Annotated in this window: 23 protein-coding genes; 16 read left to right on the top strand and 7 right to left on the bottom strand. The window is 69.0% G+C overall.

Annotated features, from left to right (window positions below):
- Positions 1–64 precede the first annotated feature (64 nt).
- Both EV644_RS40660 and EV644_RS40655 read left to right on the top strand, forming a co-directional pair.
- Complete coding sequence (locus tag EV644_RS40660) at positions 65–556, top strand: SseB family protein (RefSeq protein ID WP_132196481.1); 492 nt, start codon at positions 65–67, stop codon at positions 554–556.
- A gap of 140 nt (positions 557–696) precedes the next feature.
- A complete protein-coding gene (locus EV644_RS40655) occupies positions 697–1,416 on the top strand; it encodes a TetR/AcrR family transcriptional regulator (protein WP_132196479.1) in 720 nt (239 codons plus the stop codon).
- Between the two features lie 6 nt (positions 1,417–1,422).
- Here the strand turns inward: EV644_RS40655 and EV644_RS40650 are convergent, their stop codons facing one another.
- Positions 1,423–2,592, bottom strand: coding sequence for a glycoside hydrolase 5 family protein (locus EV644_RS40650; protein WP_132196477.1), 1,170 nt, complete (start codon positions 2,590–2,592; stop codon positions 1,423–1,425).
- Positions 2,593–2,634: 42 nt separating this feature from the next.
- Positions 2,635–3,657 carry a LacI family DNA-binding transcriptional regulator gene (locus EV644_RS40645; RefSeq protein ID WP_132196475.1) on the bottom strand — a complete coding sequence of 341 codons (1,023 nt, stop codon included), beginning with the start codon at positions 3,655–3,657 and terminating at the stop codon, positions 2,635–2,637.
- Positions 3,658–3,752: 95 nt separating this feature from the next.
- On the opposite strand from EV644_RS40645, the gene EV644_RS40640 reads away from it, so the two are divergent.
- From EV644_RS40640 to EV644_RS40625, 4 genes are all read left to right on the top strand, one after another.
- A complete protein-coding gene (locus EV644_RS40640; protein ID WP_132196473.1) occupies positions 3,753–5,045 on the top strand; it encodes an ABC transporter substrate-binding protein in 1,293 nt (430 codons plus the stop codon).
- A 4-nt stretch (positions 5,046–5,049) separates the two neighbouring features.
- The gene (locus EV644_RS40635) at positions 5,050–5,928 is read left to right on the top strand and encodes a carbohydrate ABC transporter permease (RefSeq protein WP_132196471.1); all 879 of its coding nucleotides are present in this window, start codon (positions 5,050–5,052) and stop codon (positions 5,926–5,928) included.
- On the top strand, positions 5,925–6,848 hold the full coding sequence (locus tag EV644_RS40630; RefSeq protein ID WP_132196469.1) for a carbohydrate ABC transporter permease: 924 nt from the start codon (positions 5,925–5,927) through the stop codon (positions 6,846–6,848). Before EV644_RS40635 ends, EV644_RS40630 begins: the two co-directional genes overlap by 4 nt.
- Positions 6,849–7,317: 469 nt before the next feature.
- Positions 7,318–7,593, top strand: coding sequence for a YggT family protein (locus EV644_RS40625; RefSeq protein ID WP_132196467.1), 276 nt, complete (start codon positions 7,318–7,320; stop codon positions 7,591–7,593).
- 113 nt (positions 7,594–7,706) lie between these two features.
- Here the strand turns inward: EV644_RS40625 and EV644_RS40620 are convergent, their stop codons facing one another.
- Positions 7,707–8,147, bottom strand: a complete 441-nt coding sequence (locus tag EV644_RS40620) for a DUF1844 domain-containing protein (RefSeq protein ID WP_132196465.1) — start codon at positions 8,145–8,147, stop codon at positions 7,707–7,709.
- Positions 8,148–8,446: 299 nt separating this feature from the next.
- Between EV644_RS40620 and infC the strand changes: the two genes are divergently transcribed.
- From infC to EV644_RS40570, 10 genes are all read left to right on the top strand, one after another.
- On the top strand, positions 8,447–9,172 hold the full coding sequence (infC, locus tag EV644_RS40615; RefSeq protein WP_132196463.1) for a translation initiation factor IF-3: 726 nt from the start codon (positions 8,447–8,449) through the stop codon (positions 9,170–9,172).
- 72 nt (positions 9,173–9,244) lie between these two features.
- On the top strand, positions 9,245–9,439 hold the full coding sequence (gene rpmI / locus EV644_RS40610; RefSeq protein WP_132196461.1) for a 50S ribosomal protein L35: 195 nt from the start codon (positions 9,245–9,247) through the stop codon (positions 9,437–9,439).
- Positions 9,440–9,516: 77 nt separating this feature from the next.
- The gene (gene rplT / locus EV644_RS40605) at positions 9,517–9,906 is read left to right on the top strand and encodes a 50S ribosomal protein L20 (RefSeq protein ID WP_132196459.1); all 390 of its coding nucleotides are present in this window, start codon (positions 9,517–9,519) and stop codon (positions 9,904–9,906) included.
- Between the two features lie 34 nt (positions 9,907–9,940).
- Positions 9,941–10,759 (top strand): TrmH family RNA methyltransferase, encoded by an 819-nt coding sequence (locus tag EV644_RS40600; RefSeq protein ID WP_132196457.1) that lies wholly within the window; start codon positions 9,941–9,943, stop codon positions 10,757–10,759.
- On the top strand, positions 10,756–11,688 hold the full coding sequence (locus EV644_RS40595) for a CehA/McbA family metallohydrolase (protein WP_132196455.1): 933 nt from the start codon (positions 10,756–10,758) through the stop codon (positions 11,686–11,688). The genes EV644_RS40600 and EV644_RS40595 overlap by 4 nt, the downstream gene beginning before the upstream one ends.
- A gap of 46 nt (positions 11,689–11,734) precedes the next feature.
- Positions 11,735–12,844 (top strand): phenylalanine--tRNA ligase subunit alpha, encoded by a 1,110-nt coding sequence (gene pheS / locus EV644_RS40590; RefSeq protein ID WP_132196453.1) that lies wholly within the window; start codon positions 11,735–11,737, stop codon positions 12,842–12,844.
- Positions 12,844–15,333 carry a phenylalanine--tRNA ligase subunit beta gene (gene pheT, locus EV644_RS40585; protein WP_132196451.1) on the top strand — a complete coding sequence of 830 codons (2,490 nt, stop codon included), beginning with the start codon at positions 12,844–12,846 and terminating at the stop codon, positions 15,331–15,333. The genes pheS and pheT overlap by 1 nt, the downstream gene beginning before the upstream one ends.
- Positions 15,334–15,351: 18 nt before the next feature.
- On the top strand, positions 15,352–16,893 hold the full coding sequence (locus EV644_RS40580) for a gamma-glutamyltransferase (protein ID WP_132196449.1): 1,542 nt from the start codon (positions 15,352–15,354) through the stop codon (positions 16,891–16,893).
- Positions 16,894–16,984: 91 nt separating this feature from the next.
- Positions 16,985–17,956, top strand: coding sequence for a glycosyltransferase family 2 protein (locus EV644_RS40575; protein WP_132196447.1), 972 nt, complete (start codon positions 16,985–16,987; stop codon positions 17,954–17,956).
- Positions 17,953–20,286, top strand: coding sequence for a hypothetical protein (locus EV644_RS40570; RefSeq protein ID WP_241999379.1), 2,334 nt, complete (start codon positions 17,953–17,955; stop codon positions 20,284–20,286). The genes EV644_RS40575 and EV644_RS40570 overlap by 4 nt, the downstream gene beginning before the upstream one ends.
- 181 nt (positions 20,287–20,467) lie before the next feature.
- Here the strand turns inward: EV644_RS40570 and EV644_RS40565 are convergent, their stop codons facing one another.
- The 4 genes from EV644_RS40565 to EV644_RS40550 all read right to left on the bottom strand — a co-directional run bounded on the left by EV644_RS40565 (position 20,468) and on the right by EV644_RS40550 (position 23,688).
- Positions 20,468–21,016, bottom strand: coding sequence for a dihydrofolate reductase family protein (locus tag EV644_RS40565; RefSeq protein WP_132196445.1), 549 nt, complete (start codon positions 21,014–21,016; stop codon positions 20,468–20,470).
- Positions 21,017–21,102: 86 nt separating this feature from the next.
- On the bottom strand, positions 21,103–21,624 hold the full coding sequence (locus EV644_RS40560; protein WP_132196443.1) for a GNAT family N-acetyltransferase: 522 nt from the start codon (positions 21,622–21,624) through the stop codon (positions 21,103–21,105).
- Positions 21,625–22,174: 550 nt separating this feature from the next.
- The gene (gene sigJ, locus EV644_RS40555; protein ID WP_132196441.1) at positions 22,175–23,140 is read right to left on the bottom strand and encodes an RNA polymerase sigma factor SigJ; all 966 of its coding nucleotides are present in this window, start codon (positions 23,138–23,140) and stop codon (positions 22,175–22,177) included.
- Positions 23,137–23,688 carry a carboxymuconolactone decarboxylase family protein gene (locus EV644_RS40550; RefSeq protein ID WP_132196439.1) on the bottom strand — a complete coding sequence of 184 codons (552 nt, stop codon included), beginning with the start codon at positions 23,686–23,688 and terminating at the stop codon, positions 23,137–23,139. Before EV644_RS40550 ends, sigJ begins: the two co-directional genes overlap by 4 nt.
- Positions 23,689–24,040 lie beyond the last annotated feature (352 nt).

Raw genomic sequence — 24,040 nt, 5'->3', positions numbered from 1 at the left:
GAGGGAACAGCCCTGACACCACCCTGAAACCCCGCTCCGGGGAGGCGACCCGGACAATGGGCGGGTGCAACCAGAACGACGCCTCGCCTTCACCGGGTTCGACAACGACGACGGAACGGCCGATCCTGCGCTCAGCGAAGCCCTCCAAGCGGGTGACCAGGGCGCGATCCTGGCCGCGCTGACGAAGGCGCGGCTGCTGGTGCCGGTGGTCGCCATGCTCGGCGAGGTCGAGTACGACGACCGCGGGCTCGCGCACGACAAGACCTCCGACATGGCCGTGGCGCTGCTGCAGGGCCAGGACGGGCGGAACGCGTTGCTGGCCTTCACGAGCACGGAGAGTCTGGCCCGCTGGAGTCCCGAGGCGCGGCCGATGCCCGCCCAGTCACAGCTGGTAGCCACCGCCGCGATCCAGGAGGGCGCCGCCGCCATCGTCCTCGATGTCGCCGGGCCGGCGCCCGCAGTACTGGAGACTGATGACGTACGGCGCCTCGCCGCCGGCCTCCAGGTGGTTCGCCTGGAAGACGGCGGCTACGGGTGGGTCACGATCAGCGAGTGACCAGCCGGCCGGGGAGTTGACCGCGTCCATCGGCGCGGCGCGCGTCGCCAGGCGGCCGGTGATGCCGGTGACCTCTGCAGGTCGATCGCCGCCGGCTGGGGGTCCTGCCGGAACGGCGCCGGGTGCGGAAGGATGGGGACATGAGCGACGAGCCGGGCCGGTTGCCGGCTGGGCTCGCCCTGTCCTGGGGCGTCCAGCCGGTGCAGCGCCGTGGCCCGAAACCCGCGCTCAGCGTCCGGCAGATCGTCGCCACCGGGATCGAGTTCGGCGACACCCAGGGCTTCGAGGCCATCTCGCTGCAGAAGATCGCCGCGCACCTGGGCGTCAGCACGAACGCGATGTACCGCTACGTCAGCTCGAAGGACGAGCTGATCGTGCTGGTCACCGAGACCGCCTGGGGACGAGCGCCTCGACTGACCGCCGAAGGCTGGCGCGAGGGCGCGCAAGCCTGGGTGCACGCCCAGCTGGAGCGGTACTCCGAGCGCCCCTGGCTGCTGGATGTCCCGATCCGGGGAGCGCCGGTGACGCCGAACCTGCTCAGCTGGGTCGAAGTACTGCTGCAGATGCTCGACGACACCGGACTGAGCCAGCACGACAACCTTGGTTGCGTGCTGCTGCTCGACGGGTACGTCCGCAGCTATGCCAACCTGGCCCGGCAGTTGGAGGCGAGCGACGCGGCGCCGGTGCAGTCGGAGGAGGTGGGGGCGTTCCTGGTACCGCGACTGGCCGCCGGCGACTACCCGATGCTGACCGTGCTCTATACGAACCAGGAGTACGAGGACGGGCTCGACGACGATCTCGAATTCGGCTTGGACCGCATCCTCGACGGCATCCAGGTCCTGATCGACCGCAAGCTGTAGCTGTTGTCAGGACGGAAGGGAGATGCGGACCGGGCCTTCCGCGCGGGCTGCCACCCAGCTGAGGTGGAACTCGCTGCCCGGGGCGATCTCGGCTCGGCGGTGCGGCTCCGTGCGCAGGTTCACCGGGCTCGTCAGCATGGTCGCCTGCTGCGGGCTGACTCCGGCGTACCGGATCTCGGCGATCACGTCCGCCAGCGCCTGCGCGGCCGGCTTGCGCTGGTGGTCCACGGTGAAGAGCCCCAGGTCGTACTCCCGGTCCGGGAAGTCCAGCAGTCGCCGGTCGATGTCGTGCGACGACCACCAGGTGACACCCCACAGCGCCGGGTTGTGCACCACCAGCTCGACCGTACGGCGGGTGAACTCGGCTTGGAGGTCCACCGGGATGTCAGGACCCGGTACGCCGATCTCCTGCAGCCAGACGGGTCGCGCCGGGTCGAGCGAGGTGCCCGCCGCGAGCTCGACCAGGTAGTCCGCGTGGGTCAGGGTCGCCGGGCCGAGCGGCCCGTCCACTCGGGAGACCCCGTTGAAAACCCACGAGTGGACGGTGCTCAGCTCTCCCATGTCGACCACGTCGACCGGCAGGAACGGGTGGTCCGGTTTGTACCAGGCGTCGTCGAAGACCGAGTGCAGCGCGAGCACCCCGGGCGCCGCCTCCTTCACCGCGACGAGCAGATCCTGCGCCCAACTGGTCGAGCTCTCCGGGGTGGTGGAGCTGTCCGGCCAGAGGTTGTTCACCTCGTTCCCGAGGGTGATCGCGAAGACGTTGGGCCGCGCGGACACAGCACGCGCCACGGTCTCGACGTACGCCGTCAGGCCGGCGCGGACGGTGTCGCTCTCGAACAGGCTGCCGCGGTGCCAGGTGAGCACCCAGGACGGCAGGAAGTCGAAGCTCGACAGGTGGCCCTGGATCAGGTCGACCGCGACGCCCAGGCCATGCTCGGCGGCCGCGTCGATCAGGTCGAGCAGGTCCTCGATCGCGCGCTCGCGGATGATCGCCCGGTTCGGCTGGATCCACGGCCAGACCGGGAACACCCGGACGTGGTCCAGCCCGAGTCCGGCGAGGTCGGCGAGGTCGCGCCGGACCGCGGCGCCGTCGTAGTCGAGCCAGCTGTAGAACCACCCGGACGACGGGACGTAGTTCGCGCCGAACCGTGGCGTGCTGGGATCCGAGGGCATGACAGGGATGCTAAATCGGTTTAGGAAATTTCGCCAACCGGGTCATGACGACGCCGGCGGGGCGGTGGACTCGCGGACGGTCAGCACCGGGTCGGCGGTGCGCTTGTTGACCACTGTGGCCGGGTCGGCGATCACCTCGAGCAGTACCTCGGCCGCCTGCCGGCCGAACTCGAAGGTGTCCCGGGACAGCGCGGTCAGCGCCGGGTGCATCAACTGGGTCAGGATCGAGTCGTCGAACGCGACGATGGACAGGTCGCCCGGCACCGAGACGCCCATCTCCATCGCGACGCCGAGCCCGGCCACCGCCATCACGTCGCTGTCGTAGACGATCGCGGTCGGTTTGACCGCCTGGGAGAGCAGTTTGCGGGTGGTGGCGGCGCCCTCGGCGTCGCTGAAGTCGGTGGTCAGCGACGGGGCGTCGATCAGGCCGAGCCGGGGCGCGGCGTCGCGGACCGCGCGGATCCGGCGCTGGGTGTGCTGGAAGTTCGGCGTGCCGGCGACGTGCGCGATCCGGCGGTGGCCGAGCGCGGCCAGGTACTCCACGATCGACAGCATCGCGTCCCGGTCGTCGGCCCAGACCGAGGCGAGCGCGCCCTTGCCGCCGCGGCCGCCGATCACCACCGCGGGCAGTTCCAGCTCCCGCAGGGCCTCGATCCTGGGATCTTTCACGGTCAGGTCGACCAGGATGACGCCGTCCACCCGGTGCTCCGACGACCAGCGCCGGTACACCTCGATCTCGGCGGCGGTGTCCTCGACGATCAGCAGTTGCAGCGAGATCGCGTGTGCGGACAGGCCGGACTGCAGGCCGGAGAGCAGGTGCGCGAAGAAGGGCTCGACACCGAGGGTGCGCGCAGGCCGGGCGATCACCAGGCCGACCGAGTCGACCCGGGACGCGCCCAGGGCCCGCGCGGCGCTGTGCGGTCGCCAGCTCATCTGCTCGGCGATCTGCAGGATCCTGGCGCGGGTCGCGTCGCTGACCCCGGGACGCCCGTTCAGCGCGAACGAGACGGCCCCCTTCGACACCCCGGCGCGATCGGCGATGTCCGAGATCGTCGGTCTGGCCACGGCCCCTCCCTTCGTCGAACTTTCCCCTTGACAGCGGATTCTACGATGTGGATAGTGCAGGAGCTATACCGGTTTATCACTTCAGGAGAAAACCTATGCGTAGTCGTCGTCTGACCCCGGTGGCAGCACTTGCCGTCGCGGCCCTCACTCTCGCCGGTTGTGGCCTCGGCTCCTCCGACGACACGTCGTCAGGCAGCCAGCCCACTGTCGATGCGAACGCCAAGGTGACGGGCGAGGTCAGTTTCCAGACCTGGGCGCTGAAGCCCAAGTTCACCTCGTACGTCGAAGGCGTGATCAAGGCCTTCGAGGCGAAGTACCCGGGCACCAAGGTGACCTGGCTGGACCAGCCGGGTGACGGCTACGACAAGAAGGTGCTGAGCCAGGCGTCCGCCGGCCAGTTGCCGGACGTGACCAACCTGCCGCCGGAGTTCGCGCTGCCGCTGGCCAAGCAGAACCTGCTGCTCGACGTCGCCGCGGCGGACCCGGCCGTCAAGACCGACTACGTTGACGGCGGCCTCACGGCGTACCAGTACAACGGGCTGAACGGCACGTTCGGCTACCCGTGGTACCTGAACACCGACATCGACTACTGGAACTCGACGAAGTTCGCCGCGGCCGGACTGGACGCGAAGAACCCGCCGAAGACCTTCGACGAACTGCTCGCCGCCGCCAAGGTGGTGCACGACAAGTCCGGCGGCAAGGAGTACCTGATGAGCCGGCTGCCCGGCATCGGCGACTTCACCAACGCGGGCGTCAAGATCGTCTCCGACGACGGCAAGAAGTTCACCTTCAACACCCCCGAGGCAGTCGCCCTGCTGGACAAGTATCGCGACGCCTACAAGGCCGGGTACCTGCCGCGCGACATCCTGACCCAGGAGTACCTGGGCAACTCCAAGCTCTTCACCCAGGGCAAGGTGGCCTGGACCACCGGTGGCGGCAACGCGATCGTCGACTTCCAGAAGGACAACCCGTCGCTGAAGGGCAAGGTCGTCCCGTCGCCGGCGCTGGACACCCCGCCGCTGTACGTGCAGGGCCTGTCGGTCTCGTCGAAGAGCAAGAACCAGGCGGCCGCGATCGCGCTGGCCCGGTTCGTCACCAACGCCGAGAACCAGGCCGCGTTCGCCAAGATCGTCAACATCTTCCCCAGCACCAAGGCGTCCGCGAACGACCCGTACTTCTCCAAGAGCGACGGGACCGTCGAGAGTGACGCGAAGGTGCTCGCCTTCGAGTCGCTGGCCAAGGCGAAGTCGCTGCAGCCGGCCGTGATCAGCGGCGCGACGAACGACTTCATCAACCAGCAGATCTCGCTCGCGATCGCCGGCAAGGTCACCTCGCAGCAGGCCCTCGACGCCGCGGTGGCGAAGGCCGACCAGCTGCTCGCCCAGTAACGCGATGCGCTACCACCGGTGGTTCTCCCCCTGGGTGCTGGTCGTGCCGGCACTCGCCTGGTTGCTGGTGTTCAACCTGTGGCCGTCGATCAACACCGTGATCCTGTCGTTCACCAACGCCAGGCCGATCGGCGGCGGGACCTTCGTCGGGCTGAAGAACTTCGAGGCTCTGCTGCACGACGAACAGCTGCGCTACGCGTTGCTGAACAGCGTCATCTACATGATCGTCTGCCTGCCGCTGCTGACGATCCTGCCGTTGGCGCTGGCGGTCCTGGTGGAGAAGAAGCTGCCCGGGATCACGTTCTTCCGGACGGCGTTCTACACGCCGGTGGTGGCGTCCGCGGTGGTGGTGGCGCTGATCTGGCAGTGGATCCTGGACGATCGCGGCCTGGTCAACGGCCTGGCCGAGAAGCTGGGCGTGATCTCCGGGCCGCTGCCGTTCCTGTCCGACCAGTGGCTGCTGCTGTTCAGCGCGATCAGCCTGACCGTGTGGAAGGGCCTCGGCTACTACATGATCATCTACCTGGCCGCGCTGGGGAACGTCGGCCGTGAGCTGCACGAGGCCGCGGCCGTGGACGGTGCGAGCGCCTTCCGGCGGTTCACCAACATCACCATCCCCGGCGTCCGCGGCACGATGATCCTGATCGCGATCCTGATCTCGGTGTCGGCCCTGCGGGTCTTCTCCGAGCTCTTCATCCTCAGCGGCGGCAACGGCGGTCCCGGTGGCCGGGACAGCTCCGTGGTGATGCTGATCCAGCAGTACAGCCAGGGCTTCGAGGGCAACCTCGGCTACGCCTCCGCGCTGTCGATCGTGCTGTTCTTCGTCACCGTGGTCCCGATGCTGGCGTTGGCCCGGCTCAACCGGAAGGCGGCGGACGCATGACAGTCGTGACCGACCCCGCGCGGCCCGTCGCAGTACCGGAGTCTTCTGGTACTGCGAACCGGCGGCGGCGCAAGGGTGGGACCCTCGGGTTCAACTCCGTCTCGCCGCGGGAGAAGGTGGTCCGCTACGTGCTGCTGGTGCTCGTCCTGCTGATCACCATCGGGCCGTTCCTTTGGCAGTTGTCCACCTCGCTGAAGGGATCGGGCGAGGACATCTACACCCGGATCCCGCGGTTGCTGCCGGCCCAGCCGACGCTGTCGCACTACGGCGAGGTGGCCGACACCATCCCGGTCTGGGACTACATGCGCAACTCGCTGCAGGTCGCAGTACTGGTTGTCGGAGGCAACATCGTCGGGTCGTCGCTGGCCGGCTTCGCGCTGTCGCGGCTGCAGTTCAAGGGCCGCAAGATCGTGCTCGGGTTGTTCCTGGCCACGCTGGTGCTGCCGGGCGAGGTGACGATCATCTCGCAGTACGTCACGGTCCGGGAGTTCGGCCTGGCGAACACGCTGTTCGGCGTCGCGCTGCCCGGGATGATCGGCGCGCTGAACGTGCTGCTGATGTACAACGCGTTCCGCTCGCTGCCGGTCGAAGTGGACCAGGCGGCGATCGTGGACGGCGCGAACGTCTGGCAGCGGTTCGTCTACATCGGTCTGCCGAGTGTGCGCGGGACGATCAGCGTGGTGGCGATCTTCGCCTTCATCGGCGCCTGGGACGACTTCCTCTGGCCGCTGATCGTGCTGACCGACCCGGACAAGTACACCCTGACCGTCGGACTGCAGTACCTGTCCGGCACCTTCAGCAACAACCCCCGGCTGATCGCCGCGGGCACGATGATCGCGTTCATCCCGATCGTGATCGTGTTCGCGACGTTGCAACGGTTCTTCTTCAGAGGCGTGGAGGAGGGCGCCGTCAAGGGATAAGCCCTGCCGACGCTGAAGAACACTCTGGCGTCGCTGGTCGCGAAGTACCCGACCTTCGCGGCGTCGACGGCTGGGAGTACTTCAACTCCGACCCGGGCGGCACCGGGGCTCCGTGACAGTGGGTCGGTGAGATGACGTCCGCGACGTCCGGGCAGCGGCGGCCCCGTCAACCTGGCCCTGAACAAACCGGCCACCGGGTCCGCGGCCTGCACCTCCTCCGATGGCCCGGCCAAGGCGGTCGACGGTAGCGTCTCCGGCGGCAACTCCGACAAGTTCTGCACGCTGGCGTCGTCGAACGGCAGGCGCTTCAAGGTGTCCCGCGGGACTTCGACCTTTACCACCGAAGCCGGTGGGGCGACGGCTGGACCTGATAGTCGGCTAAGAAGACCGCGAGAGGGACACTCCCGGGGTTGTCGGGGCGTTGATACTGGTGAGACGGCCGGCGTGGCCCTTACGGAGGAGTTCGGTCATGAGCATCATCGGAGCCCTGATCGGGTATGCGTTGACGGCGTTCATCCTGCTGCTGATCGTGCGGATGGTGCTGGACTGGACAGGTGTGGTTGCGAACGGCGCCCAGTGGGCGAGCCGGGCGCGCTCCATCACTCACACCTGGACCGAGCCGGTGCTCGCGCCGGCCCGACGGGTGATCCGGCCGATCAGGGCCGGCGGACTGTCGATCGACCTGGCATTCACAGTCGTCTTCATCGCGGCCCTGATCCTCCGCTCAATCGCCTTCAGCCTGTAACCGCCACCCCCGCGCGGACCGCAGTACTGCGCAAGCCCCTCTCACGAGCGACTCCACCCAGATCCCACCCGGTGAGCAGGCGCTCATTCGTGGATCCCGGGTAGGGCGTAGTGCTAGCGGCGGCGGGAGGCGGCCGGGTGGACTTCGCCGGTGTACTTCTCGCCGGGGCCGGCGCCTGGTTCGTCGGGGATGGTGGAGGCTTCCTTGAAGGCGAGCTGGAGGGAGCGGAGGCCGTCGCGCAAGGGGGCGGCATGGTGGTGGCCGAGGCTCTGGGCCGAGGCGTCGAGGAGGCCGGCCAGCGCGTCGATGAGGGAGCGGGCCTCGTCCAGGTCTTTGTGTTCGGGGAGGTCCTCGGCCAGGCCGAGGTTGACGGCGGCGGCGCTCATCAGGTGGAGGGCCGCGGTCGAGATGATCTCCACGCTCGGCACCTCGGCGATGTCACGCGACACCGTCGACATCGGATCCACCCGCGACTGCCCGGAGGTCTGCGCAGAGGGCTGCTCGGCGGGCTGCGTGGGGGCCGGATCTAGCGGAGTGGAGACTGGGTCGGTCATGCTGCTACTCTTGCACGGCGACCGACCCGGTCCAGCGGTGACCCCTGAGCGGAATACTCGAGGGCTGCCGGTGGTTCGAGTCTAAGCGGAGGGCCACCTCCCACCCAGTCGATGGAAAGTCGGCGGGTCCCGGTCACGCCGAGGTTCATTCCGGTTCAGGCCGGTGGACAGCGGCGATCGTACGGCGTATCTCCCCTCAGCGGGGTGGGACCGTCGTCGATCTGGGAATTGGGCCTTCGTGTGGACGCACGGAGGCCTTTCGTCATTTCCAGGGCGAGATCCACCGCGCGAACACTCAGGTGGCACCAGTAAAAACGAACAACCCAGGAGGACCCATCACCATTGAACTGCGCGTCAACGAGCGCATCCGCGTTCCTGAGGTGCGTCTGGTCGGACCGAACGGTGAGCAGGTAGGCATCGTCCGGATCGAGGACGCACTTCGGTTGGCACAGGAAGCCGATCTCGACCTGGTCGAGGTTGCGGCCACGGCACGTCCGCCGGTCTGCAAGCTGATGGATTTCGGCAAGTACAAGTACGAGACCGCGCAGAAGGCGCGCGAGTCACGCCGGAACCAGACCAACACCGTCATCAAAGAGATGAAGCTGCGGCCGAAGATCGACCCGCACGACTACGAGACCAAGAAGGGTCACGTCGTTCGGTTCCTGCGTGCCGGTGACAAGGTCAAGATCACCATCATGTTCCGCGGTCGCGAGCAGTCCCGCCCCGAGCTGGGGTTCCGGCTGCTGCAGCGGCTGGCCGAGGACGTCAGCGAGCTCGGCTTCGTCGAGTCGTCGCCGCGTCAGGACGGCCGGAACATGATCATGGTGCTCGGACCGCACAAGAAGAAGTCCGAGGCGCGCGTGGACGTGGAAGCCGAGAAGGCCAAGAAGCTCGCCGAGCACGAGGCCGAGCAGGAGGCCGAGCGCAAGGAGCGTGCTGAGCAGTTGCAGCAGCACGAGGCCGAGCGGGCCGCCGGCGCCACGAAGAAGCCGAAGGGTCCGGCAGACAACCTCGATCCGGAGTGATGGTGCGCTCCGGCCCGCGAGGCCGGAGCCTTCACCCGTCGAGTCAACGAAAGAAACCAGGAGTACATAGCCATGCCGAAGATGAAGACCCACTCGGGGATGAAGAAGCGCATCCGGATCACGGGTTCGGGCAAGCTGCGTCGCGAGCAGACCGGCAAGCGCCACCTCGCCGAGGCGAAGTCGACCAGGCGCAAGCGTCGCCTGTCCGGCACCGTCGAGGTCGCTCCGTCGCACGTCAAGAAGGCCAAGAAGCTTCTCGGTATCTGAGCCTGCTTTCCCACCCCCCGAACACCCCGCCGGGTGGACCACCTTCTCCGGCGCAGAAATACAAGGAGTAACACCTCATGGCACGCGTGAAGCGGGCGGTCAACGCCCACAAGAAGCGCCGGGTCGTACTCGAGCAGGCCAGCGGTTACCGCGGCCAGCGCTCGCGGCTGTACCGCAAGGCCAAGGAGCAGGTCACCCACTCGCTCGTCTACGCCTACCGTGACCGCAAGGCGCGCAAGGGCGACTTCCGCAAGCTGTGGATCCAGCGGATCAACGCCGCGGCTCGCGCCGAGGGCCTGACCTACAACCGCCTCATCCAGGGTCTTCGCCTGGCCGAGGTCGAGGTCGACCGCAAGATCCTGGCCGACCTGGCGGTCAACGACGCGCCCGCGTTCTCCGCGCTGGTGGCACTGGCGAAGGCGGCCCTGCCGGCCGACCTGAACGCCAAGAGCGACGCCGCGGCCTGAGCCGCAGCGATCCAGTAGCAAGGCAAGCACCGAAGTGGCGAGCCCAGGTCTGCTGACCGCGCAATCCGTGCGGATCAAGCAGGCCCGGAGGCTCGCCACTCGTGCGTTCCGGCGCAAGACCGGCCGCTTCCTGGTCGAGGGACCACAGGCGGTCCGGGAGGCGCTGGAGCACCGCGAACTGGTGCTCGAGGTGTACGCCGAACCCGACGTGGCCACCCGGCACCGCGACCTGCGGGACCTCGCGTCCGCCGCGGACGTTCCGTGGTACGACGTGAACCGGGCTGCCGTCGAGGCGCTCAGCGAAACGGTCACCTCACAAGGGGTTGTCGCCGTCTGCCAGTTGGTCGACGTACCGCTGGACCAGGCCGTACTGCGAACCGCGAGCCTGGTGGCCGTCGGCGTCCAGGTGCGCGACCCGGGCAACGCCGGGACCCTGATCCGTACTGCGGACGCGGCCGGCGCGGATGCCGTCGTACTGTCGGCGGAGTCGGTGGATCCACACAACCCGAAGGCGGTCCGGGCCAGCGTGGGCAGCCTGTTCCACCTGCCGATCGCGGTCGAGGCGGACGTGGTGACGGCCGCGAAGTCCTGGCGGGAGCAGGGCCTACAGGTGCTCGCCGCCGATGGGTACGGCAGCTCCGACCTGGACGAGTGCATCGACGACGGGACGCTGGCCAAGCCGACGGTCTGGTTGTTCGGCAACGAGGCGCACGGCCTGCCCGACGGCTTCGACGCGATCGTCGACCGCTCGGTGAAGGTCCCGATCTACGGCCGCGCCGAGAGCCTCAACCTGGCCACCGCGGCCGCCGTCTGCCTCTACGCCTCAGCCCGCGCCCAGCGACGTACCGGATGACTGGTCTGCCCTTCGACCGGCCCGACCGGTTCTGGCGCGGCAATCTGCACACGCACTCGAACCGGTCCGACGGAGCGCTGTCCCCCGAGGAGACGGTGAGTCACTACCGGGACGCGGGCTACGACTTCCTGGCGATCACCGACCACTTCCGGGCCGAGTACGCCTTCCCGCTGACGGATACCAGGTCGCTGCGCGCACCCGGCTTCAGCACTCTGCTGGGAGCCGAGCTGCACGCCCCACGCACCGAGACAGGATCCTCGTGGCACATCCTCGCGGTGGGCCTGCCCCTGGACTTCCGGCCCCCAGAACCCGGCGAGAGCGGGCCGCAGCTGGCGCGCCGGGCACGGGCTGAGGGTGCGTTCATAGGCATGGCCCATCCGTCGGCATCGCTGCTCACCGCTGCCGATGCCGCGAGTCTGGACGCCGCCCACGCGGTCGAGGTCTACAACGCCCTCGCGGATCGCGAAGACCGGGGTGACAGCTGGCACCTGACCGACGTCCTGCTCAACCGGGGTCACCGACTCACCGCCTACGCCGCCGATGACGCGCACTTGCAGCCCCAGGATCCGCCGCCTTGCGCGGCGTGGGTCCAGGTACGCGCCGAATCCCTCGAGCCGGGGCCTCTCCTCTCGGCGCTCAAGGCGGGCCACTTCTACTCCAGTACCGGTCCCGAGTTGCACGATGTCCGCCTCGACGACGGTCAGGTCACGGTACGGTGCTCGCCCGCGCGCAAGGTGCTCCTCACCGGCGGCGTCCCCGGCGCCCAGGTGGTTCAGGGCACTGCGCTGACAGAGTGCTCACTGCCCGTGGAGATGTTCCGGGGCGGGTACTGCCGGGTCACCGTCGAGGACGCCGCCGGCGGCCGGGCCTGGAGCAATCCGATCGGCCTGTGGACGACCGATTCACGCTCCGGGGCCGGGGGTTCCTAGACTGCCTTGAGCAGTTCCAGGAATCCGCGACCCCGGAAAGAGAGCCATGTCCGGTCCCAACAAGAACTACGACCCCGTCGAGGTCACGCCTCTGCATGCCGACGAGGTCGAACGGACGCGCGACGAGGCTCTTGACGCCTTCGCCAAGGCGGCCGACCTGGCCGCGCTGCAGGAGGCGAAGCTCGCTCATCTGGGGGACCGGTCGCCGATCGCGCTGGCGAACCGTGAGATCGGGGCGCTGCCGCCGCAGGGGCGCAAGGAGGCCGGACAGCGGATCGGCTCCGCTCGCAAGGCGATCAACGAGGCCTTCGCGGCCCGGCTCGCCGTCCTCGAGGCCGAGCAAGAGGAGCGGATGCTGGCCACCGAGCGCGTCGACGTGACGCTGCCGTGGCACACCCCCGAGCTCGGCGCGCGGCACCCGCTGTCGCTGATCTCCGAGCAGATCGCCGATGTTTTCACCGCGCTCGGCTGGGACGTCGCCGAAGGCCCCGAGGTCGAGGCCGAGTGGCTGAACTTCGACGCGCTGAACTTCCAGCCCGACCACCCGGCGCGGCAGATGCAGGACACCTTCTTCGTCGACCCGCCCGGGTCCGGGACGGTACTGCGGACCCACACCTCGCCGGTGCAGGCGCGGACGATGCTGACCCGCAAGCCGCCGATCTACGTGATCTGCCCGGGCCGGGTGTTCCGGACCGACGAGCTCGACGCGACGCACACGCCGGTCTTCTACCAGGTCGAGGGCCTGGTGGTGGACGAAGGCATCACGCTGGCACACCTGAAGGGCACCCTGGACCACTTCGTCCAGTCGATGTTCGGCGAGGGGCTGGAGGCGCGGCTGCGGCCGAACTTCTTCCCGTTCACCGAGCCGTCCGCCGAGGTCGACCTGAAGTGCTTCGTCTGCCGCGGCGCGTCCGTCGGCAACCCGGACCGCCCCTGCCGCACCTGTGGCAGCGAGGGCTGGATCGAGTGGGGTGGCTGCGGTGTGGTGAACCCGCGGGTGCTGCAGGCGGCCGGCATCGACACCGATCGGTACTCCGGGTTCGCGTTCGGGATGGGGCTGGAGCGCACGTTGATGTTCCGCAACGGCGTCCAGGACATGCGGGACATGGTCGAGGGTGATGTGCGGTTCAGCCGCCAGTTCGGGATGGAGATCTGATGCGGGTCCCACTGTCATGGCTTCGTGAGTACGTCGAGCTGCCCGCCGGGGTGACCGGCCGGGACGTCGGCGAGAAGCTGGTTCGCGCCGGGCTCGAGGTCGAGACCGTGGACGAGGCGGGCGCGGGGCTGACCGGGCCGCTGGTGGTCGGCAAGGTGCTCAGCTACGAGCCGGAGCCGCAGAAGAACGGCAAGACCATCCGCTGGACCTCCCTCGACATCGGCAAGGACGAGCCGCAGTGGGTCGTCTGCGGCGCGGACAACTACGAGGTCGGCGACCTGGTCGTCGTGGTGCTGCCGGGGGCGGTGCTGCCCGGTGGTTTCGCGATCTCCGCGCGCAAGACCTACGGCCACGTCTCCAACGGGATGATCTGCTCGAGCTCCGAGCTGGGCCTCGGCGACGACGGCCTGCACGGCATCGTCGTGCTCGAGCCGGGCGAGGCGACGCCTGGCGACGACGCGATCGAGCTGCTCCAGCTGCGCGACGACGTGCTCGACATCGCGGTGACCCCGGATCGCGGCTACTGCCTGTCGATCCGTGGCGTCGCCCGCGAGGCCGCCACGGCGTACGGGGTGGAGTTGAAGGACCCGGCGGCGTTGACCGTGACCGGGGCCGAGACCGGTGGCTACCCCGTGCGGGTGGACGACGCGCAGGCGAACAGCGTCTTCGTCACCAGGACCGTGACCGGGATCGACCCGAAGGCTCCGTCGCCGCGCTGGTTGCAGCAGCGGCTGGTGATGGCGGGGATGCGGCCGATCTCGATCGGTGTCGACGTGACCAACTACGTGATGCTCGAGCTGGGCCAGCCGATCCACGGCTACGACAAGGATCGGCTGTCCGGCGAGATCGTGGTCCGGCGGGCGACCGCCGGCGAGAAGCTGATGACGCTGGACGACCAGACCCGCGAGCTGGACCCCGAGGATCTGCTGATCACGGACGACTCCGGACCGATCGGCATCGCCGGTGTGATGGGTGGCGCGTCCACCGAGATCTCGGAGTCGACCAGCGACGTGGTGATCGAGGCGGCGCACTTCGACCCGGTCGTGATCGCCCGTTCGTCGCGCCGGCACAAGCTGTCGTCCGAAGCGTCCCGCCGGTTCGAGCGCGAGGTCGACCCGGCCCTGCCGCGGTACGCCGCCCAGCGGGTCGCCGACCTGCTGGCCGAGCTGGCCGGCGGCACGATCCAGCCCGATGGGACCGTCATCGACACGCACGTGCTGCCGAAGCGCGTCACCCTTCGCGCCGACCACGCGGCCCGGGTCGCCGGTGCCCCGATCTCGGTCGAGGAGTCGGTCCGCCATCTGCGCGCTGTCGGTTGCTCCGTCACCGGCCCGCAGGGCGACGACAACACCCTGGTCGTCGGTGCACCGTCGTGGCGGCCGGATCTGCGGGATCCGAACGACTTCGCCGAAGAGGTCATCCGGCTGTTCGGCTACGACAACGTGCCGTCGATCCTGCCGCCCGCTCCGGGTGGTCAGGGCCTGACCGTGGCGCAGCGCCGCCGCCGGCGGATCGCGACCGCGCTGGTCGGCGCCGGGCTGACCGAGGTCGTGTCGTACCCGTTCGTGGGCGACGCCGACTTCGACGCGATGGGCCTGCCCGCGGACGATCAACGCCGCAAGACGGTCCGGCTGGCGAACCCGCTGTCGGACGAGGAGCCGTCGATGCAGACGACGCTGCTGCCGACCGTACTGCGGACCGCCGAGCGCAACGTCGGTCGCGGGGCCACCGACCTGGCGATCTTCCAGACCGGCCTGGTCTTCCTGCCCCGCTCAGACGCCAAGCCCGCGCCGCTGCCGTCCGTCGCGCAGCGCCCGAGCGACGCGGAGATCCAGGCGCTGAACGACGCGCTGCCAGATCAGCCGCTCCATCTCGCGGTCGTGCTGACCGGTTCGCGGATCCCCTCCGGCTGGTGGGGCAAGGGCCAGCCCGCGGGCTGGGCGGACGCCGTACAGGTGGCTCGGACGGTTTCCGACGCGGTCGGCGTCGAGCCGGTACTGCGGAACGTGGAGCTCGCGCCCTGGCATCCCGGCCGGTGTGCAGAGGTGTCCGTCGACGGCAAGGTCGTCGGTCACGCCGGTGAGCTGCACCCGAAGGTCTGCCAGGCGTTCGGTCTGCCGGCCAGGTCGAGCGCGGTCGAGCTCGACCTGGAGGCGTTGATGGCGGCCGCGCCGTCGTCGGTCGTGGCGGACCCGTTCTCGTCGTACCCGGTAGCCAAGGAGGACGTGGCGCTGATCGTGCCGGCCGACGCCTCGGCGGCGGACGTGCGGGCGGCGCTGGCCGAGGGCGCGGGGGAGTTGCTGGAGTCGATCCGGCTCTTCGACGTCTACACCGGCGAGCAGATCGGCGAGGGGAAGAAGTCGCTCGCGTTCGCGCTGCGCTTCCGTGCTCCGGACCGGACCCTCACCGAGACCGAGGTCGCGGCGGCCCGGCAGGCCGCGGTACAGGTGACCGTCGACCGCTTCGGCGCCGTCCAGCGCGTCGGCTGACAGTCCGGAGAACGACCGATGACGAATCCCAGGGTCGCGGTCGCCGCGCCCAACGCGACGGCGGCCGAGGCCGGCGTCCGCCTCGCGGCCGAGGGCGGTAACGCGGTCGACGCCGCGATCGCCGCGACCCTGGTGACGATGGTGAACGAGATCGGCGTCGTCTCACCGGCCTCGGGTGGCTTCGTCACCCTGCAGGTGGCCGGCGGCGAGCCCGTCACCATCGATGGCTGGGTGGAGATGCCGGGCCGCGGCCTGACCGGCGAAAGGTTCGGCCGGGGCGTCTGGGACGTCACCACGGACTACGGCGGCGGTACCACGACCACCGTCGGGCACGGGTCCGTGGCCACGCCCGGCGGGATGAAGGCCCTCGACCTGGCGCACCGGCGGTCCGGCAAGGCGCCGTGGAGCGAGGTGGTCCGGCCTGCGATCGAGGTCGCCAGGCAGGGGTTCCCGCTGAGCCGGACGTCGGGCTACTACCTCGGCTACACCCACGAGATCATCTTCGGCTGGCACCGGCCGAGCCACGGGGTCGTGCACGACGACGACGGCGTGGTGATCAAGGCCGGCACGAACGTGGTGATCCCCGAGCTCGCCGAGGCACTCGAGCTGATCGCCTCGGCCGGCGCGGAGACCATGTACACCGGGGAGCTCGCCGAGCTGCTGGTCCGCGACATGGCCGCCAACGAGGGCATCCTGACCGCGGAGGACCTCGCGGCGTACGAGGCCATCGTGCGGCCGGCGCTGACCGTCCGGCAGAACGGCTGGACCCTGGCGACGAACCCGCCGCCGGCTGTCGGCGGTGTCGCGGTCGCCGCGATGCTCGCCCTGCTGGACGGGATTCCGAAGCAGGGCAGCTGGCGTCCGGACGAGCTGGAGCGGCTGGTCGACGTCCAGCACGCGGTACTGGGTCAGCGCCTCGCCGAGCTGGACGTCGAGGATGTGCGCCGGCTCGAAGCGCAGAAGGTGCTCGACCTCGCGGCCGCCGGAGACCTGCGCGCGCTCAGTTCCCCCAGTACTGCGACCGTGTCGGTGGTCGACGACGAAGGTGACGCCTGCGCGATCACGGTGTCGTCCGGGTACGGCTCGGGCGTGATGACACCGGGCACGGGCATCTGGCTGAACAACGCGCTCGGCGAGCAGGAACTCGTGCACGGCGGCCCGCACAGCCTCACGCCGGGCACCCGGCTGACCTCGAACATGGCGCCGAGCGTGGCCCGCCGGGACGGCGACGGCGCGGTACTGGCGATCAGCTCGCCCGGGTCCGACCGGATCCCGACCGCGATCGCCCAGGTCTACGCGCTCTACACGCACGGCGGCCTGTCCCTCGAAGAGGCGGTGGAGCACCCGCGGCTGCACGTCCGGGTCCGCGAGAACGTGGTGGTCGACTTCGAGGAGGACCTCGAGGTCGAGGGTGCCAGCAACCTCCCGGTCCGGCCGATGCCCCCGCACTCGATGTACTTCGGCGGGGTCGCGGCAGCCTTCTGGGACCCGGCCGACGGACTGCTCGCGGTCGGCGACCCGCGGCGCACCGGTGCGATCGCGGTGTCACCGCAGACCTGAGACCTGCTACTTTCGCCCAGCCGCATCAATCGGCTGTCCAGCCGTTGCCCTGGGCATTCACGCGATACCAGATCCTGGAGGACAGCCGGACATGGGTGACCCCGAACTCTCCGTCGTCGTGCCGATGTACGACGAGGAAGAGGTACTGCCGATCTTCTTCGAGCGGATGCGCCCGCTGCTGGACGGACTCGACATCGGCTACGAGGTGCTGGTGGTCGACGACGGCAGCCGGGACGCGACCGCGTCGATGCTGCTCGCCGCTGCGACCGACTGGCCCGAGCTCCGCGTCGTCCGCCTGCTCCGGAACTCCGGTCACCAGGCCGCGCAGTCCGCGGGGTTCCGCCGGGCTCGCGGCCGCTACCTGGTCACCATCGACGCCGATCTCCAGGATCCGCCTGAGTTGATCGCCGACTTCCTCGCCACCGCGCGGGAGAAGGACGTCGATGTCGTGTACGGCGTGCGCTCCGATCGGTCGAGTGACTCCTGGGCCAAGCGGACCACGGCTCGCATGTACTACCGGCTGATGTGTCGCCTGGTCGGCAAGGACATCCCGTTCGACGCTGCCGACTTCAGGCTCGTCTCCCGTCGGGTCGTGGATGCCGTCAACGCGTTGCCCGAGGACGGCCGGGTCTTCCGGCTGGTGATCCCGTGGCTCGGGTTCCCGAGTGCGGAGGTGAAGTTCGTTCGCGCCGAGCGGGCGGCAGGCGTGACGAAGTACAACTGGTCGAAGATGTTCCGGCTGGCCTTCGACAGCGTGACGGCGTTCTCGGCCGCTCCGCTCCGGCTGGCCACCTGGCTCGGGCTGCTCGGCGGGCTGCTCTCCATCGCGGTGGTGGTCGCCGCCCTGATCATCAAGCTGTCGGGCAACAGCGTTCCGGGCTGGACCTCGACCGTGCTGGCGGTCGGCATCATCGGCGCGATCCAGCTGCTCTGCCTGGGGTTGCTGGGTGAGTACGTGGCGAGGCTGTTCCAGTCGAGCCAGCGACGACCGCAGTTCCTGGTCGGTTACGACAGCCTCGAGGACCCGGGCCACCAAGCGCTCGACGAGGTCGCGAATAGATGAACCTTGCCCTGGTCTCCCGTGACCGGCCCCGCATGCACAGAGCGGACGTCAGCCACGGGACATCGGCCCGGTTGCTGCCGTGGTTGCTGCCGTTCCTGGTCGCGGTGATCTCCCTGCTCTCGCTCGAGGTCCCGCTCGGCCCGATCGCGAAGTACACCCTGTACTTCGCTCTGGCGGTCGCCATGCCGGGAATCCTGATCCTGCGGGGGTTGTGGCGCAGTACGGGGAACTGGGCGGAGGACTTCGGGCTCGGGTCGGCGGTCGGGGCCGTGTACCAACTAGCCGGCTGGGCGATCTTCACCGCGCTCGGCTGGCAAGGGTGGCTGGTGGTTTGGCCCGCGCTGGCGCTCATCGCGTTCGCGGCGCTGCCACGGCTGCGGAAGTACTGGCGGATCGCGGAGCCCCGGCCGCTGCCCTTGTGGTGGACCTGGGGCATGGTGATCGCCGCGGCCGTGCTGCTCGGTGGCACCGTGCTCGGCGCGATGAAGTACCACCCGCCGCCGCCGGACGGCACATCGTACTACCAGGATCTGCTGTACCACCTGTCGATGCTGAGCGAGCTGACCCGCTCGGTGCCGCCGCAGTTGCCACAGGTGGCGGGAGAGTCGCTTGAGTACCACTGGTTCCCGAACGCCGACATGGCCGCCTCGGTCGACATCACCAAGCTCTCGCCGATCATCGTGCTCTACCGGCTCTGGCTGCTGCCGCAAGTGCTGGTGGCGCTGCTGGTCTTCGCGACGCTGGCCCGGACGGTGAGCCGCGCGTGGTGGACCGGAGTACTGGCGGCGGCTGCTCTGGCCGGGCCGAACCTGTTCCTGTACATCGACACGAGCGTGAACCTGTCGCCGCCGTTGAGCCTGCTGAGCCCGTCGCAGACGTTCGGGATGACGGCCGGGGTGGTGGCCGGGATCTTCCTGATCGAGTTGCTCATCCGAGGTGCCGGCGGCAAGGGCTTGTGGCTGCTGGCGCTGACGGTCGCTGTCGTCGGCGGTGGTTCCAAGCCGGCGATCCTGCCGATCCTGGTCGGCGCGGTCGGGTTGCTGGCGCTCCTGCTGCTGATCCGCGATCGCCGGCTGCCCTGGCGGTTCATCGCAGCCGGTTCGCTGCTGGTCGCCGCCGCGGTCGGCACCATGGTCACGGTCGCCGGCAGCACCAGCGGGTCGGGGCTGCAACTCCTCGCCGTGGTGAAGACCCAGGGCGGCTACCTCGCGGCGACCAAGGACCCGACCCCGGCCGGTGCGGGTGGGGTGATCCTCCCTGCGTTGACGTCGGGCAACGTGCTGTCCATCGGCGGCGTCGTCGTGGTCACGATCCTGTTGCTGACCTGGCAGCTGCTGGCCGTCGCCGGGTACGGCCTGCTCGCCAGGCGTGAACTGCGGCGCGATCCGCTCGGGTGGTTCCTGCTCGGCGCGCTGATCGCGGGGTGGGCCGGCTTCCTCGTGATCGACCATCCGTCGGTCAGCGAGGGGTACTTCGTCTACAGCGTCGTGCCGTTCAGCCTCGCCGCGACGGGTTGGCTGCTGGCGACCTGGACCCGCGCCTACGCACAGCCCTTCCGGCGAGCGGCGTTGCTCAAGATCGCGGCGGTGGCAGTTCTGCTCGGTGCGGTCTTCGCCTTCATCCTGTTGACCACGGACGAGACTCCGCGGGGCTCGCAGTCGCATCGGATCCTGCTCGTCGGGCGGCCGCTGATCGCAGTCTTCGCCCTGACCTGCGTGCTGGTGCTCGTCTGGTCCCGGTTGGCGAAGAGCAGGCCGGCGATGGCCTGCCTCGGCGGCATCCTCGTCCTGCTGACCGTGCTGGTGGTGCCGGCGGCAAGGACCTTCGAGCAGAACCTGCATCTCAACGGTGGCCAGCAGGCGCAGACCTACACCTCCGCGCCCTGGTGGGTCTATCCGGACGAGCAGGAGGCAGCCCTCTGGCTGGCGAAGAACTCCGCGCCGACGGACATCGTTGCCTCCAACACCTGGTGCCGTCCGGCCACGCAACAAGGCCCGGGCTGCGACGCCCGCGGCTACATCGTCAGCGGGATCGCCGGACGGCGCACCTTCATCGAGGGTTGGGGCTACACCTCGCAGGCGATGGTGAACCAGGGCGTCGGCGGCAAGCCGTACACCGAGCAGCCCTCGCCCTGGCCGGACCGGGTAGCACTGACGAATCAGGCACTCTACGAACCGACAGCAGCGGTCCTGCACCGGCTCCGCGACGAGTATCACGTCCGCTGGCTGTACGCCGATCTCTTCGACGGACCGGTATCTCCCGAGCTCGACAAGCTGGCCGTGCTCCGACACAGCGAGCAGCGGGTGCGGATCTACGAACTCACGCCCTGATCCAGCGTCACATCGGGTCGGCGTGGAGCGTTACCTCTACGGGACGACCCGGCTTGTTCCGGAGCGGGGCTTCACCGGTACGGCGAAGCAGTTGTACCGGGTCGCTGACACCAACGGCATGACGGTGGACTCGCAGGTGAAGGTGACCGTCGGGGCCGCCAATAGTGGCGGCACCGTGAGGTCAGTTTGTTCGGTAGCGCAGCAAGACGATGCCGGAGCGGAGCGGCAGGGTCTGGACCAGCTTCAGGCGAGCGGCCCCGTCCTCGAACAACCGGCGTCCCTTGCCGACCACCGTCGGATAGACGAACAGCCGGTACTCGTCGACCAGGTCCGCGGCGATGAGCTCGTGCACGAGACGGATACTGCCGGTGGTGACGATGTCTTTGCCCGGCTGCTCCTTGAGCTTCCGAACGTCATCCCGCACCGGGCCCCGCAGTACGCTTGTGTGCTGCCACTGCGGATCCTGCAGGGTGCTGGACACGACGTACTTCGAGACCGCGTTGAGGTAGTCGGTGATGCCGGTCTGGTCGTCGGTCTGCAGCGGCCAGAAGCCCCGCATGTCCTCGAACGTCTGACGCCCGACCAGGAAGGCATCGGCGGCCTCGCGCTGGCGGGTGATCTCCTCGATCAGATCCGACGAGTCCACGCCGTCCGCAGGGTCGAACCACCCGTCCGTCGCTTCGATCACCCCGTCGAGGGTGATGTTCTGGGTGACGATCAGATCCCGCATGATGGCTACCTCCGGAGTCGATTGTGGTCATACCGGACGTCGGAGGCGGACAGCGGGGTTCGACATTTCCTCCCAGGGATATCGGCTCAGGGGAGGTCGGTGACCAGCATGAGCTCGTCGCGGTAGTCGTCGGGGGCGACGCGGACCGCGCGGGGGTGGTTGCCGACGATGCGGTAGCCGAGGCGCTGGTAGAACTCCTCGAGGCTGTTGCCGTCGCGGATGGTCAGCTGGAGCTGCTCCAGGCCGAGGTCGACAGCCGACTGGCGCAGCCCGTTCATCAGCAGGCGCCCGGCGCCGCCACCCTGAAACTTCGGGTGCACCATCACGCGCAGCACCGTCCGCCAGTGCTGACTGAGCGGCCCCTCCTTGCCGACAAGCAGACCCATCCCGACATACCGCTCGCCGTTGTGCAGCACCCCGAGCAGGTCCTTGCCGCCGGCGACCCGCTCGAGCGCCAGATCCAGCGTCTCCGCAACCAGGTGCACCGGCGCAGGCGCGGTGAACCCAACACTCCCACCGGCATCCGTAGCCGCGATCCAGTTATCCAGCAAATCCGTCTGCAACCCCGGGTCCGACACCCCGTCCGGATCAACCACGACGTACTCCACAGAACCCTCCCAAATGCGACTGACTTGCATCTGGCAGTCTACGGCCAACCCACCCCGCCGTCTCGTCCGCTCCTTCGTCGGCCGCCCCATCCACCCCTCGTCCGCGACTCCTCCGTCGCCGCTCCCTCCAGCGAAAGCGGTGGTTGTGCGCGCATAGGTGGTTGCCCGCCCGGCACGGGGTGGCTGCGCATCCGACGTAGCGCGCGAATTGCCGAGGACGGGCGGGCGGCGTACGCAAGGACAGGAAGTACTGCATTCCCGCTGCGCCTCAACTGCCTCGGCACGCGTGGAGGTTGACGTCGCGAGCAACATCTTCCTGTCACTCGGTACGCCGGGCCGGGTGCACCTCGTCGAGAAGCTTCGGGCCGGCCATCGCGATCAGGTTCGCGACTTCCCACTGGCCGCCCAGATCGCCTTGTTGACCTGCTTGACCTCGTCCTTGGTCACGGCTGCCACCCCCCTCCGGCCGTCATCACAGCACGCGGGTCCGGCGCCGACAGTGGTTCACCCCGGCCAGCCGCGTCCGCAGTACGGACTCTCATCGCGGCGACTATTGGCGCAGGTCGGGGAGGCGAGGGATGCCGGTGAGCTTGTCGGGGTTGCGGACCACGTAGATCTGGCAGATCCGGCCGCTGTCGTCGATCTCGGTGAAGCCGACGCTGTCGACCTCCTCGCCGTTGTAGGCGATGATCGCGTCCTCGCCGTTCACCTCGGCCAGCCGGATGTCGAAGCCGGCCGCCTCCTCGTCGTTGGCGAGTACGCCGAACAGCCAGCGCGCGATCTTCTCCGCGCCGTGGAGCGGCCGGAGCGCGGCCTTCTTCTTGCCGCCGCCGTCGCTCACCAGTACGACGTCCGGGGCGAGCAGCGAGACGACCTGGTCGAAGTCGCCCGACCACGCGGCCGCCAGGAACTGGCTAGTCACCTCGGTATGCCGCGCCTTGTCGACCCGGTGTCGCGGTTGCCGCGCGTGTACGTGTTCCCGGGCCCGATGTGCCAACTGCCGTACTGCGGTCTCCGACCGGCCGAGGGTGTCCGCGATCTCGCCGAACGGGAGGTCGAACACCTCGCGCAGTACGAAGGCCGCGCGTTCCAGGGGTGAAAGGGTCTCGAGCACGACGAGCATCGCCATCGAGACGGAGTCCGCCACCTCCGCGACCGCGGCCGGGTCCTCCGTCGCCGGCGCGGCCGCGATCGGCTCGGGCAGCCACGGGCCGACGTACTGCTCGCGCTGCGCCTTCTGCTGGCGGAGGCGGTTCAGCGCGAGGCGGGTGGTGATCCGGATCAGGTACGCCCGGACGTCCCGGATCTCGGCCCGATCCACCGCCGCCGCGGCCCAGCGCAACCAGGTCTCCTGGACGACGTCCTCCGCGTCGGCGACACTGCCGACCACCCGGTACGCCGCGCCGACGAGCACCTGCCGATGCTCCGCGAACTCGGCAGCAAGCTCCTCCTCGGTGCCGGGCTCGGTGTTGTGGGGCTCGGAGTTGTGGGGCTCGGTGTTGTGGGGCTCGGTCACGCCGGCCTCAGTTCGCAGTACCGCTTGAAGCCCTGGCTGGTCATGCCGAGCGCGGAGTTGGTCCGCGAGCGGAAGTTCTCCAGCGAGACCTGAGTGGTGAGCTCGACCAGCTCGGCGTCGTTCAGGTCGCGCCGCAACCGCTCGACCTGCTCGTCGGTCACCTCGGGTGGGGTGGCCGTCATCGCCTCGGCATACTCCATCACCGCACGCTCCAGATCCGTGTAGACGTCGCTGTCCCGCCACCGCGGCACGGCCCGGAGCTTGGCCGGGTCGATGCCCTGGTGGTGATACTCCCAGTACCCGAAATCCATACACCAACTGCAGCCCACTTGTGCGGACGCCACCATCCCCGCGAGCGCCCGCAACGTCGGGTCGAGCTTGTTCCACCGTGCCGCCGTCCCCTCCAGCAACACCGTGCTCGCCAGCACCCGCCGGTTGTGCAGCGCCACCTTCACCGGATCCAGCACTTCGCCGTACTTCTTCCGGCTCCACCACTCAAGCACCCGCACGAACACCGTCCGCCGGTGCTCCATCCCGATCCGCGCCATCTGCTCCTCCTCCGTTCCCCTCCGGACACGCGGACCCGCCCGGGCGTGACATGACCCGCGTCACACCACGACGAAGACAGTCTTGCGCTCTGCATTCAGCGCATCGTCCCGAGTTGCTCGAGCCCCGGTCATATCCGACGCCGCCGCGGCCACCAACCCGGACCCCGACGAACGACGGGTCGGGCAAGGGCGGTTCTCAGCCGCCATCCGGGGTTGATGTTGGCAGGTCGCCAGACCAGTGGCCGGTTGTTCGCTGCCTGGCGGCTTGTAGAGCCTGTTGAGAAATGGGTGTGGCGGTGGTGTGGGTCACCGGGTGGGCGTTCGAGTATTGGGTATGGCGAATTCGTATCGG

The sequence above is a fragment of the Kribbella orskensis genome (assembly GCF_004342085.1).
Lineage (GTDB): Bacteria > Actinomycetota > Actinomycetes > Propionibacteriales > Kribbellaceae > Kribbella > Kribbella orskensis.
Note: the sequence above shows the minus strand (reverse complement) of the source record. Positions and strands in the feature narration are given on the sequence as shown.